The 13,752-nt window shown below is 67.7% G+C and carries 12 protein-coding genes; all 12 read left to right on the forward strand.

The genetic code is table 11. From position 1 onward, the window contains the following. The 12 genes from bchB to hemA are packed head-to-tail and all read left to right on the forward strand — an operon-like array spanning position 1 to position 13,724. On the forward strand, positions 1-1,557 hold the full coding sequence (bchB, locus tag ACQR03_RS10020; RefSeq protein WP_434841328.1) for a ferredoxin:protochlorophyllide reductase (ATP-dependent) subunit B: 1,557 nt from the start codon (positions 1-3) through the stop codon (positions 1,555-1,557). Continuing rightward, entirely contained in the window at positions 1,532-5,122 is a 3,591-nt protein-coding gene (locus ACQR03_RS10025) for a magnesium chelatase subunit H (protein ID WP_434841327.1), read from the forward strand. The genes bchB and ACQR03_RS10025 overlap by 26 nt, the downstream gene beginning before the upstream one ends. After that, on the forward strand, positions 5,119-6,024 hold the full coding sequence (gene bchL, locus ACQR03_RS10030) for a ferredoxin:protochlorophyllide reductase (ATP-dependent) iron-sulfur ATP-binding protein (protein WP_316172518.1): 906 nt from the start codon (positions 5,119-5,121) through the stop codon (positions 6,022-6,024). Before ACQR03_RS10025 ends, bchL begins: the two co-directional genes overlap by 4 nt. Before the next feature lie 13 nt (positions 6,025-6,037). Beyond that, on the forward strand, positions 6,038-6,739 hold the full coding sequence (bchM, locus tag ACQR03_RS10035) for a magnesium protoporphyrin IX methyltransferase (RefSeq protein ID WP_316172517.1): 702 nt from the start codon (positions 6,038-6,040) through the stop codon (positions 6,737-6,739). Then, a complete protein-coding gene (locus ACQR03_RS10040) occupies positions 6,736-8,166 on the forward strand; it encodes a BCD family MFS transporter (protein WP_316172516.1) in 1,431 nt (476 codons plus the stop codon). Before bchM ends, ACQR03_RS10040 begins: the two co-directional genes overlap by 4 nt. A gap of 19 nt (positions 8,167-8,185) precedes the next feature. Beyond that, a complete protein-coding gene (puhA, locus tag ACQR03_RS10045; protein ID WP_316172515.1) occupies positions 8,186-8,968 on the forward strand; it encodes a photosynthetic reaction center subunit H in 783 nt (260 codons plus the stop codon). Beyond that, the gene (gene puhB, locus ACQR03_RS10050; protein ID WP_316172514.1) at positions 8,965-9,615 is read left to right on the forward strand and encodes a photosynthetic complex putative assembly protein PuhB; all 651 of its coding nucleotides are present in this window, start codon (positions 8,965-8,967) and stop codon (positions 9,613-9,615) included. Before puhA ends, puhB begins: the two co-directional genes overlap by 4 nt. A gap of 16 nt (positions 9,616-9,631) precedes the next feature. Then, positions 9,632-10,099 carry a photosynthetic complex assembly protein PuhC gene (gene puhC, locus ACQR03_RS10055; RefSeq protein WP_316172513.1) on the forward strand — a complete coding sequence of 156 codons (468 nt, stop codon included), beginning with the start codon at positions 9,632-9,634 and terminating at the stop codon, positions 10,097-10,099. Beyond that, positions 10,096-10,401 carry a hypothetical protein gene (locus tag ACQR03_RS10060; protein ID WP_315714327.1) on the forward strand — a complete coding sequence of 102 codons (306 nt, stop codon included), beginning with the start codon at positions 10,096-10,098 and terminating at the stop codon, positions 10,399-10,401. Before puhC ends, ACQR03_RS10060 begins: the two co-directional genes overlap by 4 nt. Continuing rightward, entirely contained in the window at positions 10,398-11,459 is a 1,062-nt protein-coding gene (acsF, locus tag ACQR03_RS10065) for a magnesium-protoporphyrin IX monomethyl ester (oxidative) cyclase (RefSeq protein ID WP_316172512.1), read from the forward strand. Before ACQR03_RS10060 ends, acsF begins: the two co-directional genes overlap by 4 nt. Before the next feature lie 13 nt (positions 11,460-11,472). After that, positions 11,473-12,516, forward strand: coding sequence for a putative photosynthetic complex assembly protein PuhE (puhE, locus tag ACQR03_RS10070; RefSeq protein WP_316169204.1), 1,044 nt, complete (start codon positions 11,473-11,475; stop codon positions 12,514-12,516). After that, positions 12,513-13,724: a 5-aminolevulinate synthase gene (gene hemA / locus ACQR03_RS10075; RefSeq protein WP_316169203.1), complete on the forward strand. Its 1,212-nt coding sequence runs from the start codon at positions 12,513-12,515 to the stop codon at positions 13,722-13,724. The genes puhE and hemA overlap by 4 nt, the downstream gene beginning before the upstream one ends. Positions 13,725-13,752 lie beyond the last annotated feature (28 nt).

Below are 13,752 nucleotides of genomic sequence, written 5' to 3' on the forward strand. Positions count from 1 at the left end.
ATGCAGCTGTCGGTCTGGACCTATGAAGGACCTCCGCACATTGGCGCGATGCGCATCGCGACCGCGATGCGCGACGTGCACTACGTGCTGCACGCGCCGCAGGGCGACACCTACGCCGATCTCCTGTTCACGATGATCGAGCGCCGCGACCGCCGCCCGCCGGTCACCTACACCACGTTCCAGGCGCGCGATCTCGGCGGCGACACTGCGGATCTGCTTCAGAGCGCGGTGCGCGCCGCTTACGAGCGCTTCCAGCCGCAGGCGATGCTGGTCGGCGCGTCCTGCACGGCCGAGCTGATCCAGGATGATCCCGGCGGGCTCGCGCAGGCCTTGAAGCTTCCCATTCCGGTGATCCCGCTCGAGCTGCCGGCCTATCAGCGCAAGGAGAATTGGGGCGCCTCGGAAACGCTCTACCGGATTGTACGGGCGTTGGCTGCGTCTTCCGCAGATGGCTCCCCCCGCCGTGAAAGGAAGACAGGCGCCCGTCCAGTCTGCAACCTGCTTGGTCCGACGGCTCTCGGCTTCCGTCACCGCGACGACCTCGCGGAAGTGACCAGGCAGGTTGTGGAGCTCGGCATCGAGATCAACGTCGTCGCGCCGTGGAACGCGACGCCGGCCGATCTCGCCCGCCTTCCCGGCGCCGATTTCAACATCGTGCTGTATCCCGAGATCGCGCTGACGACGGCGCAATGGCTCAATCGCCAGTTCGGCCAGCCTTTCACGCGCACGATCCCGATCGGCGTCGGCGCGACGCGCGACTTCATTGCGGAGGTCGCAGGCCTCGCCGGCGTCGATGCCGCGCCGGTGCTGGCGCGCAGCGAGAGCCGGCTGCCGTGGTACTCGCGCTCGGTCGATTCGACCTATCTCACCGGCAAGCGTGTCTTCATCTTCGGCGACGCGACCCATGCGGTCGCCGCGGCGCGCGTCGCGACGCAGGAGCTCGGCTTCGAGGTCGTCGGCCTCGGCACCTATGCCCGCGAGTTCGCCCGCGAGATCCGCGAAGCCGCCGCGATCTACGGCGTGGAGCCGCTGATCACGGATGATTACCTGGAGGTCGAGGCCCGCGTCGGCGAGCTGCGCCCCGAGCTCGTGCTCGGCACGCAGATGGAGCGCCACATCGCCAAGCGGCTCGGCATTCCCTGCGCCGTGATCTCGGCGCCGAGCCATGTGCAGGACTTCCCCGCGCGCTACTCGCCGCAGATGGGGTTCGAAGGCGCCAACGTGCTGTTCGACACCTGGGTGCATCCTTTGATGATGGGCCTGGAGGAGCATCTGCTCGGCATGTTCCGCGAGGACCATGAATTCGCCGATCACGCGCCGTCGCATCTCGGCGCAGCACCGGCCGCGCCGCCGCAGCAGCCGCAGCTGCGCGTCGTCGAAACCAACGTCACCACCGAGCTTGCCTGGGCGTCCGACGCCGAGCGCGAACTGACCAAGATCCCCTTCTTCGTGCGCGGCAAGGCCCGCCGCAACACCGAACGATTCGCGCGCGAGCGCAACGTCAACCTGATCACGCTCGAGACCTTGTACGATGCCAAAGCGCATTTCGGTCGCTGACGTCACACCCATCCGGGTGGTGATCGTGACGATGGACAGCCATCTCGCCTCGGCTGCCGTGCGCGCGCGCACGGCGTTGCAGGCGGAGCTGCCCGGGCTCGATCTGAAGGTGCATGCGGCCGACGAGTGGGGCTGCAATCCGACCGCGCTCGAACATTGCCTCGCCGACATCGCCACCGGCGACATCGTCGTCGCCACGATGCTGTTCATGGAGGACCACATCCAGCCGGTGCTGCCTGCGCTGCAGGCGCGGCGCGATCATTGCGACGCGATGATCGGCTGCCTGTCGGCCGGTGAGGTGGTGCGGCTGACGCGGCTCGGCAAGCTGACGATGTCGGGCTCGGCCACCGGCGTGCTCGGCCTGTTGAAGCGGCTGCGCGGCAGCAACCGTTCCGGCAATTCCAGCGGCCAGGGCCAGATGAAGATGCTGCAGCGGATGCCGCGTCTGTTGCGCTACATCCCCGGCACCGCGCAGGACCTGCGCGCCTACTTCCTCACGCTGCAATATTGGCTCGCCGGCTCCGAGCAGAACTTTGCGAACATGGTGCGCTTCCTGGTCGGCCGCTACGCCGACGGCCCGCGCGCCGCGCTGCGTGGCGAGACCAACGCGGCCGAGCCGGTGACCTATCCGGATGTCGGCCTCTATCATCCGCGGCTGTCGCCGCGGATCATCGAGCGCGCCGACCAGTTGCCGGCCCTGGCGAAGCCGGCCGGCCGCGTCGGCGTGATCTTGATGCGCTCCTATCTGCTCGCCGCCAACACCGCGCATTATGACGGCGTGATCGCAGCGCTGGAGGCGCGCGGGCTTGCGGTCATTCCGGTGTTCGCCTGCGGGCTGGACTCGCGCCCGGCGATCGAGCGCTATTTCCAGAAGGACGGCGTTGCCACCGTCGATGCCGTGATCTCGCTCACCGGTTTCTCGCTGGTCGGCGGCCCCGCCTACAATGACGCGCGCGCCGCGGAAGAGGTGATGGCCGGCCTCGACGTGCCGCTGATCGCGGCGCATCCGCTCGAATTCCAGACCGTCGAGCAGTGGCGCGATGACGCGCGCGGGCTGACGCCGGTTGAAGCGACGATGATGGTCGCGATTCCCGAGCTCGACGGCGCCGTCGGCCCGACCGTGTTCGGCGGCCGCTCGGCGATGGCCGATGCCGGCCGCGACATGGCCTCGCTGCCGGAGCGCGCGGCGCAACTCGCCGCGCGTGTGGCCAGGCTCGTCGAGCTGCGCCGCTCCGCGCGCGCCGAGCGGAAGCTCGGCGTGGTGTTGTTCAACTTCCCGCCGAACGGCGGCAGCGCCGGCACCGCCGCCTATCTCTCGGTGTTCGAGTCGCTGCACAATGTAATGACATCGCTGCGCGCGGCGGGCTACACGATCGACGTCCCCGACACCGTGGACGCGCTGCGTGCGCGTGTGCTCAAGGGCAACGCCGAGCGCTTCGGCACCGCCGCCAACGTCGCGGCGCGCATCCCGGTGGATCAGCATGTCCGGCGCGAGCGCCACCTCGCCGAGATCGAGAAGCAGTGGGGGCCGGCGCCCGGCCGTCACCAGACCGATGGCGCCAGCCTCCTCGTGCTGGGCGAGCAGTTCGGCAATCTGTTCGTCGGCCTGCAGCCGGCGTTCGGCTACGAAGGCGATCCGATGCGGCTGCTGTTCGAGCGCAGCTTTGCGCCGACGCATGCGTTTGCGGCGTTCTATCGCTGGCTGCGCGAGGATTTCCTTGCCCACGCCGTGCTGCATTTCGGCACCCATGGCGCGCTCGAATTCATGCCGGGCAAGCAGGCCGGGCTGTCCGCGGAATGCTGGCCGGAGCGTCTGATCGGCGACCTGCCGAACTTCTACATCTACGCGTCCAACAACCCGTCCGAGGGCGCGCTCGCCAAGCGGCGCGGCGGTGCCACCCTGATCAGTTATCTCACGCCCTCGATCACGCGCGCCGGCCTCTACAAGGGGCTCGCCGATCTGAAATCCTCGCTCGACGCCTGGCGCAATCTGTCGCCGGACGCGACCGAGCAGGTGAGGGGCGACAGCGCGGCGCTGATCCAGGCGCAGGCGGCGGCGGTCGATCTTGCCGCGGCCGAGCCGCTGTGGGGTGACGAGCGCGATGCCAGCATCGGCGCGCTGTCCGCGAGCGTGCTGGAGCTGGAATACTCGCTGATCCCGCATGGCCTGCATGTCGTCGGCGCGCCGCCGCCCGAGGGGCAGCGGACCGAGCTGCTCGACCTCGCCGGCATCGCCGATCCGGCCAAGCGTGCCGAGCTCGACAGGATGCTCGCCACCGACGGCGAGACGCCCGCGATCCTGCACGCGCTCGACGGCGGCTACATCCGCCCCGTGCCCGGCGGCGATCTGCTGCGCAACACCGACGTGCTGCCCACCGGCCGCAATCTCCATGGCTTCGATCCCTTCCGCATTCCCAGCGCCTTCGCGCTCAAGGATGCCGAGCGCCAGGTCGCGCGGCTGCTCGCCCGCCATGCAGGTGAAGGCCACAAGCTGCCCGAGACAATCGCGCTGGTGCTGTGGGGCACCGACAATCTCAAGACCGAGGGCGGGCCGATCGCGCAGGCGCTGTGGCTGATGGGCGCCGAGCCACGCCATGACAGCTATGGCCGCCTCTGCGGCGCGAAGCTGATCCCGCTGGAGCAGTTGGGCCGCCCGCGCATCGATGTCGTCATCACTCTCTCGGGCATCTTCCGCGACCTGATGCCGTTGCAGACCAAGTTGCTCGCCGAAGCAGCGCTGCTTGCGGCGTCCGCCGACGAGCCGGCCGACATGAATTACGTGCGCAAGCACGCGGTCGCGTTCCAGGCCGCGCATGGCGGCGAGCTGGCGGATGCGTCGCTGCGTGTGTTCGGCAATGCCGAGGGTGCCTATGGCGCCAACGTCAATCATCTGATCGATTGCGGCGCCTGGACCGATGAGGACGAACTCGCCGACGTCTACACACGGCGCAAGGGCTTTGCCTACGGCACCGACGGACGCCCTGTCCGGCGCGACGCGTTGCTCGGCCATGTGCTGGCCGGCGTCGATGCGGCCTATCAGAACGTCGACTCGGTCGAGCTCGGCGTCACCACCATCGACCATTATTTCGATACGCTCGGCGGCATCAGCCGCGCGGTGAAGCGCGCCAAGGGCGAGGCGGCGCCGGTCTATATCGGCGACCAGACCCGCGGCGAAGGCACGGTGCGCACGCTGTCGGAGCAGGTGGCGCTGGAGACCCGCACCCGCACGCTCAATCCGAAATGGTACGAGGCGCTGCTCGCCCACGGCTATGAGGGCGTGCGCCAGATCGAGTCGCACGTGACCAACACGGTCGGCTGGTCGGCCACCACGGGCCAGGTCGCGCCCTGGGTCTATCAGCAGATCACGACGACCTTCGTGCTCGACCCCGCGATGCGCGAGCGGCTTGCCTCGCTCAATCCGGCCGCGTCCGCGAAGATCGCCAACCGACTGATCGAGGCGCATGAGCGCAACTACTGGACCCCGGACCCTGACATGCTCGACGTGCTGCGCAAGGCCGGGGAAGAGCTCGAAGATCGCCTCGAAGGCGTGGGAGTTGCCGCATGAACGTGACATTACGACCGCCGCTGACAACGGCGCCGCGGCGCCCCGATGGGGCCGGCAGCGTCCAGGTGCAGCTCGATCCGAACGTCGTCATCGACACCGCGAAGGTGTTCTCGGTGTATGGCAAGGGCGGCATCGGCAAGAGCACGACGTCGTCGAACCTCTCGGTCGCGCTGTCCAAGCTCGGCAAGCGCGTGCTGCAGATCGGCTGCGATCCCAAGCACGACTCCACCTTCACCTTGACCAAGCGGCTGGTACCGACGGTCATCGACATTCTCGAGCAGGTCAATTTCCACGCCGAGGAGCTGCGCCCGGAGGACTTCGTCTACCAGGGTTATAACGGCGTGATGTGCGTCGAGGCGGGCGGGCCGCCGGCCGGCACCGGCTGCGGCGGCTACGTCGTCGGCCAGACCGTCAAGCTGCTCAAGGAACACCATCTGCTCGAAGACACCGACGTCGTGATCTTCGACGTGCTCGGCGACGTCGTCTGCGGCGGCTTCGCAGCGCCCTTGCAGCACGCCGACCGTGCGCTGATCGTGGCTGCGAACGACTTCGACTCGATCTTCGCGATGAACCGCATCGTCGCCGCGATCCAGGCCAAGTCGCGCAACTATCCGGTGCGGCTCGGCGGCGTGATCGCCAACCGTAGCGCAGCGACGGACCAGATCGACAAGTTCAACGAGCGGGCCGGCCTGAAGACGGTGGCGCATTTTCCCGATCTCGACGTGATTCGGAAGAGCCGGCTGAAGAAGTGCACGCTGTTCGAGATGGAGCCCTCGCCGGACGTCCACCGTGCCCAGAACGAATATCTGCGCCTGGCGGCCTCGCTGCTGGCCGGCAGCGAGCCGATGCAGGCGGTGCCGCTGAAGGACCGCGACATCTTCGATCTCCTTGGCTTTGATTGAGTGGAGCCAGCCGATGACCTCAGCGCAATATCTCGCCCGCCGCAGTGAAGTGGAGACCTATTTCGACCGCACCGCGGTCGCCGCCTGGACACGGCTGACGTCGGATGCGCCGGTCGGCCGCATCCGCGCCACGGTGCGGGCCGGCCGTGACGAGATGCGGCGGACGCTGCTGTCATGGCTCCCGCTCGATCTGCGCGGCGCGCGCATTCTCGACGCCGGCTGCGGCACCGGCAGCTTCTCGATCGAGGCGGCCCGTCGCGGCGCCGATGTCGTCGCCGTCGACATTTCGCCGACCCTGATCGAGATCGCCCAGCGCCGGCTGCCCGACGACATCAGCCGCAACGCCATTCAGTTCGTCGCCGGCGACATGCTCGATCCCAGGTACGGCGGCTTCAACTTCGTCGTCGCGATGGACTCGTTCATCCACTACCGCGCCGAGGATGCCGTGCGGATTGTCGCCGGTCTGGCCGCTCGCACCTCCGACGCGATCCTGATGACCTATGCGCCGCGCACGCCGATGCTCGCCGTCATGCATGCCGTCGGTGGCGTGTTCCCGCGCGGCAACCGCGCGCCGTCGATCGAGCCGGTCGCCGAGCAGAAGCTGTATCGCCTGATCGCCGACCATCACGATCTCGCCGACTGGCGCTGCGCCCGCAGCCGCCGCATCGCCAACGGCTTCTATATCTCGCAGGCGCTGGAGCTCCGCCCGGCATGAGCGCACGCGCACCATCGATCATGCAGGCGTGGATGCGGCTGTCGTCGCGCTATCTGCCGTTTGCGGATGCCGCCTCGACCGAGCTGCCGCTGTCGCGCCTGATGCGGCTGTCGCTGTTCCAGGTCTCGATCGGCATATCGGTGGTGCTGCTCAACGGCACGCTCAACCGCGTCATGATCGTGGAGCTCGGCGTGCCCTCCTGGCTGGTCGGGACCATGGTGGCGCTGCCGCTGGTGTTCGCACCGCTGCGGGTGCTGATCGGCTTCAGGTCCGATCATCACCGCTCGGTACTCGGCTGGCGCCGGGTGCCCTACATCTGGATGGGCACCCTGTTGCAGTTCGGCGGCCTCGCGATCATGCCGTTCGCGCTGCTGCTGCTGTCGTCGGCCGATGCGCCGGGCCAGGTGATTGCCGGCCGTCTCGGTGCGGCGCTCGCCTTCCTGCTGGTCGGCGCCGGGTTGCACACCACGCAGACGGCAGGCCTGTCACTCGCGACCGACATCGCGCCGGAGCATTCGCGTCCGCGCGTCGTCGCCTTTCTCTACGTGATGCTGATGTTCGGCATGATGGCGAGCGCGCTGACCTTCGGTGGGCTGCTAGCCGAGTTCAGCGAGATGCGGCTGATCCAGGTGATCCAGGGCGCGGCGCTGACCGAGATGGTGCTCAACGTCATCGCGCTGTGGAAGCAGGAGGCGCGTGATCCGTCGCGCACGTCGGCGGCCCGCGAGCGGCCGCGCTTCGGCGACTCCTGGCGACACTTCCGGGAGGCGGGTGGCTCGGCACGCGTGCTGCTCGCGGTCGGGCTCGGCACCGCCGGCTTCACCATGCAGGACATCCTGCTGGAGCCTTACGGGGCTGAGATCCTGCATCTGACCGTCGGCGAGACCACGGCGCTGACCGCCTTGTTCGCCGCGGGCACGCTGGCCGGCTTCGGTCTCTCCGCGCGCCGCCTCGGCAAGGGCTCCGATCCCTATCGGATCGCCGCCGTCGGCGGACTGGTCGGGCTGTTCGCCTTCTCTGCTGTCATCTTCTCGGCGCCGCTGGCCTCACCCTTGTTGTTCCGGATCGGCACCACGCTGATCGGGTTCGGCGGCGGGCTGTTCGCCGTGGGCACGCTGACGGCGGCGATGGCACTGGTGCAGAACGGCGAGAGCGGGCTTGCGCTCGGTGCCTGGGGCGCGGTGCAGGCGACGGCGGCGGGGCTCGCGATCGCCGGAGGCGGCGCCATTCGCGATGTGATGTCGCAGCTCGCGCTGGATGGCCGCCTCGGCGTCGCCCTTGCCGGTCCCGCGACCGGCTACAGCATCGTCTACCACGTCGAAATCGCGCTGCTGTTCGTCACGCTTGCGGTCATCGGACCGCTGGTGCGGCGGCGAGCGGCGGAGCCGCAGCAACTACAATTCGGAATCGCTGAATTTCCAGGTTAGCCCGGTCGGGGAGGAAACCATGCAGACGTCTTTCACGAGCTACATCGATGTCGCCCAGGTGGTGCTTTACGGGTTCTGGGTGTTCTTCGCAGCCCTGATCTTCTACCTGCGCACCGAGGACAAGCGCGAAGGCTATCCGCTGCAGTTCGAGGGCCGCGTCGGCCGCCGGACCGCCTCGAGCGGTCACGGCTTCCCGACCCCGCCGAGCCCGAAGACCTACCACATGCATGGCGGCCGCACCGCGACCCTGCCGAACTGGGACAACGACCGCGCCGATGCGCCGGTGACGCCGATGTATCCCTGGCCGGGCACGCCCTACCTGCCGACCGGCAATCCGATGCTCGACGGTGTCGGTCCGGGCTCCTTTGCCGCGCGCAAGGACGAGCCGGAGCTGACCATCGACAACATCCCTGCGATCGTGCCGCTGCGCGTCGACGGCAGCATCTTCATCGCCTCCGAAGATCCGGATCCGCGCGGCATGCCAGTGCTGGGTTGCGACGGCAGGCTCGGCGGCAAGGTTCGGGAGGTCTGGATCGACCGCGCCGAGATGCTGATCCGATACCTCGAGGTCGAGGTCGACGGCATCGTCGGACGTCACGTGCTGCTGCCGATGACCATGGCCATCGTCGACAGGTCGCGTAAGGCGGTGCTGGTCGATGCCATCCTCGGCTCGCAATTCGCCAGCGTGCCGGGCCTTGCCAACCCCGACCAGGTCACCAAGCTCGAGGAAGACAAGATCGTCGGCTACTATGGCGGCGGTCATCTCTACGCGACTGCTGCACGGCAGGAGCCGCTGCTGTGAGTACGCGCAGGGAGATGGACACGCTGATGCTGCCGGAGGGCGAGCGGCTGCTTTGGCAGGGACAGCCCACGGTGAAGGCGCTGCTGCTGCGGGTGTTCCACCTGCGCCTCGTGCTGGCTTATTTCGCGGCGCTGTTCGGCGCGCGCGTTGTGGCGGGCGTGCTCGATCATCAGCCGCTCGCGGCCTCGGTCGTCGGCGCCTCGTCGCTGGTGACGCCGGTGGCACTGGCGACGCTGCTGCTCACCGGGCTCGCGGTGCTCTACAGCCGCACCACGCGCTATACCATTACCAGCCGGCGCGTACTGCTGCAGTTCGGCGCCGTGTTGCCGATGACCCTGAACGTGCCGTTCAAGCAGGTGGCACGGGCGGATGCGAAGCTGTTCTCCGATGGCTCCGGCGATCTGCCGCTCGGCGTCACCGCGCTGCAGCGGCTGTCGTATCTGCTGCTGTGGCCGCATGCGCGGCCGTGGCGGCTGAACGAGGTCGAGCCGATGCTGCGCGGCGTTCCGGACGCCCGCAACGTCGCCGAGATTTTTGCCAAGGCGCTGGTTGCGGCGTCGGATGGCGCCGTCGCCGCGCAGCCGCTGCCGACAGCCAATGGTCAGTCGCAAGGCGCACCGCCGGCGGCGGTCGCCAGCGCGGCGTGATCGGGAGGAGGGCGCGATGAGCAACGCCGATAGCCATGCCGAAGCCGAGATCATCATTCCGAAGGGCGCGCTCCGCGCGGCCTTCGCGCTGGTCGCCTTTGCCCTGCTCGCGGCCGGCGTCGGCCGGGTCACGGGTATCGGCACGGTGCGCAACGACCACGTCACGGCGGTGCAGTCGACGGCGCTGCGGTTCGAGGACCGTGCCGATGGCGGCATTGCGGTGGTGTCGCCCGACAGCGGCAAGCTCGTGACCGTGGTCGAGGCCGGCGGCGATGGCTTCCTGCGCACCGTGCTGCGCAGCATGGCCTTCGACCGCCAGCGTCACGCGATCGGATCGGGCCCGGCGTTCACGATCAACCGCTGGTCCGACGGCCATCTGACACTGGACGATCCCGCCACCGGCCGGCGGATCGATCTCGCGCCGTTCGGCGCCGACAACATGCGCCGGTTCACGGGATTGATGGCGATGGGAGAGCCGCGATGAGAGGATTATGGGCCGCCGGGCCGCGCCGCTTCGACATCGGCTGCAGCATCGAGATCGAGCAGACCTCCGAGACCTTGCATGCCCATGTCACGCTCGACCGCGACGTCAACATTCGTCCGGGCGACGAAGTGCTGATCCAGGGCGCGCCGATCGTGGTGAAGTTCGGCGAGCAGCTCAACCTGCGCCGCACCGCCACGGTGGTGCGGGCAGGTCCCTTGAAGCGCCTGATGATGCATGTCGCGGGCTATCTCGAGCTCACGGAATTGTACGACGTCAGCTTTTCGGACGGGAGGGTCAGATGATCGCGATGGAAGGCGGAAGCGGCAACATCTCCACCAAGATGGCATTGGAGGACACGATCCTCACGCCGCGCTTCTACACCACCGACTTTGCGGCGATGGACCGGCTCAACGTCGACCTGGTGCGCCGCGAATGGGATGCGGTCATGGCCGAGCTGCGCGCCGACCACAACCGCAAGCACTTCGTGCGCACGCCGGAATTCGAGAAGGATCTGAACGAGCTGCCCGAGGCGCTTCGCATGGAGTTCAAGGACTTCCTGGTGTCGTCCTTGACCGCCGAGTTCTCCGGCTGCGTGCTCTATGCCGAGATCAAGAAGCGGATCACCAATCCCGATATCCGCGAGCTGTTCCAGTTCATGAGCCGCGACGAGGCGCGCCATGCCGGCTTCATCAACGAGATCCTCAAGGATCACGGCATCGGCGTCGACCTCAGCTTCCTCACCAAGACGAAGAAGTACACCTACTTCAAGCCGAAGTTCATCTTCTACGCGACCTATCTGTCCGAGAAGATCGGCTACGCCCGCTACATCACCATCTATCGCCAGATGGAGCGGCATCCGGAGCGCCAGTTCCACCCGATCTTCAAGTGGTTCGAGCGGTGGTGCAACGACGAGTTCCGGCACGGCGAGGCGTTCGCGCTTCTCATGCGCGCCGATCCGAAGCTGCTCAGCGGCCTCAACAAGCTGTGGATCAAGTTCTTCCTGCTCGCGGTGTTCGCGACGATGCATGTCCGCGACCACATGCGCCCCGCCTTCTACGAGGCGCTCGGCATGCCGGTGGACGAGTACGACATGCGCGTGTTCCGGATCACCTCGGAGATCTCGCGTCAGGTCTTCCCGGTCATGCTGGAGATCGATAATCCGCGCTTCTGGGCCGGCTTGAAGCAGCTGCGCCAGGTGTCGGAGGCGATTGCCGATGCCAAGGCACAGGGGGGCATCATGGGCACGCTGAAGCGCGCCGTGCTGCCGCTCAAGGCGGCGCTGACCTTCGGCCGGCTGTACATGCTGCCGGCCAAGAGCAACGAGCTGCCACGGGAGATCAGGCTGCAACCCGCCTGGTGACAAGGAGCCGGCCATGGGCGCGACCGCGATTGCCATTCCCTACGTCGTGTTCGTCTGGTGGTTCTCGACCGGCGCCGTGCTGGCGCTGGTCGGGCTCGCCGCCCGCCATCCGGCCGCGTTCAAATGGGGCACGGCCGCGGCGTTCGTCGCGGCCCTGTCGGGCGTCGCGGTGTCGAGCCAGGCGGCGGAGGATGCCAACGCCTATTGCGCCTTCACCTGCGCCATTCTCCTGTGGGGCACGGTCGAGATGTCGCTGCTCGCCGGCTGGATCACCGGCCCGCGGCCCGAGTCGTGCCCGCGGGACTGCACACCGGCCTCGCGCGTCGGTTTCGCGCTGCAGGCGATCGCCTATCACGAGTTGGCGCTGATCGCGACCGCGGGCCTCGTCTTCGCGGTGACATCGGGCGCGCCCAACCGTCTCAGCTGGTGGACCTTCGCCGCGCTGCTGGTGCTCAGGCAGAGCGCGAAGATCAATTTGTTCCTTGGCGTGCGCACCCTGAACGACGAGCTGCTGCCGCAGCAGGTCCGCTTCATGCGCAGCTATTTTGCAAAGAAGTCCACCAACCCGTTGTTCCCGTTCTCGATTGCCGCGGCGACCACCGCGACCGTGATGGTCGCCGCTGCCGCGATCGGCGCAACGTCATCGTTCGACGGCGTCGCGCTGTCACTGCTCGCATCGTTGATCGCGCTCGGCCTGCTCGAGCATGGCTTCATGGCGCTGCCGATGCCGGTGATCAATCTGTGGCGCTGGAGCGCGCCAGTCGAGCCTGCCGTGCCTGCGATGGCGGTCGTGGCTGCCGCTCCCGCACCAGTGCCCGCGACGCCTTTGGTCCGGCCGGTGCTCGCGGTAGTCTCTCCTGCGCCGCAGGCCGAGCGTCCCGTCTCTGTTCAGAAGAATGCAGCAGCCGCAGCACGGCAGCGGCTCGAAGAGCAATTCCGCCAAGCCTATCGCCAGGCCCGCGCTGACGCGCAGGCGCAAACCATCACCGGACTGGCCGCGGTGCCGGTCACGCCGCCGGTCGATCCGAACACGACAGCACAGGGGGGAGTACCATGAACTACGAAGACTATTTCCGCCGCCAGCTCGACGGTCTCAGGCGCGAAGGACGCTATCGCGTGTTCGCCGACCTCGAGCGCAAGGCCGGCGCCTTCCCGCGTGCGACCTATCGTGGCCCCCATGGCGAGCGCGATGTCGCGGTGTGGTGTTCCAACGACTATCTCGGCATGGGCCAGCACCCCAAGGTTCTGGAGGTGATGCACGAGGCGCTCGACCGCTGCGGTGCCGGCGCCGGCGGCACCCGCAACATCAGCGGCACCAACCACTATCATGTCCTGCTGGAGGAGGAGCTCGCCGATCTCCACGGCAAGCAGGCTGCGCTCTTGTTCAACTCCGGCTATGTCTCGAACTGGACGTCGCTGTCGACCTTGGCTTCGCGCATGCCCGGCTGCGTGATCCTGTCCGACGAGCTCAACCACGCCTCGATGATCGAGGGCATCCGCCACAGCCGCTGCGACACCCGGATCTGGCGCCACAACGACGTCGCCGATCTCCGCGACAAGCTGTCGGGTCTCGATCCCAAGGCGCCGAAGCTGATCGCGTTCGAGAGCGTCTATTCGATGGACGGCGACATCTCGCCGATCTCGGACGTCTGCGACGTCGCCGACGAGTTCAACGCCATGACCTATCTCGACGAGGTCCACGCCGTCGGCCTGTACGGTCCGCGCGGCGGCGGCATCTCGGAGCGCGACGGCGTGGCCGATCGCCTGACCGTGATCGAGGGTACCCTGGCCAAGGCGTTCGGCGTGATCGGCGGCTATATCACGGCCTCCAACACGGTCTGCGACTTCGTTCGCAGCTTTGCCTCCGGCTTCATCTTCTCCAGCTCGCTGCCGCCGGCGGTGGCGGCGGGGGCGCTGACCAGCATCCGGCATCTGAAGGCCAGCAATGCCGAGCGCGCCCGGCACCAGGACCGCGTCGCTCGGCTGCGCCGCCGGCTCGACGAGGCCGGCGTCAGCCATCTCGACAATCCCAGTCACATCGTGCCGGTGATGGTGCGGGATCCTGTGCTGTGCAAGCGGATCAGCGACATCCTGCTCGAGCGCTATGGCATCTATGTGCAGCCGATCAACTATCCGACGGTGCCGCGCGGCACCGAACGGCTGCGCATCACGCCGTCGCCCTATCATTCCGATGCGGATATCGAGCATCTCGTTGCGGCACTCTCGGAGATCTGGGCCGAGATGGGTCTCGCGCAAGCGGCATGAGGTGACGCTTCGCGCGGCGTTTGAGTCA

The sequence above is a fragment of the Bradyrhizobium sp. HKCCYLS3070 genome, from assembly GCF_051167575.1.
GTDB lineage: Bacteria > Pseudomonadota > Alphaproteobacteria > Rhizobiales > Xanthobacteraceae > Bradyrhizobium.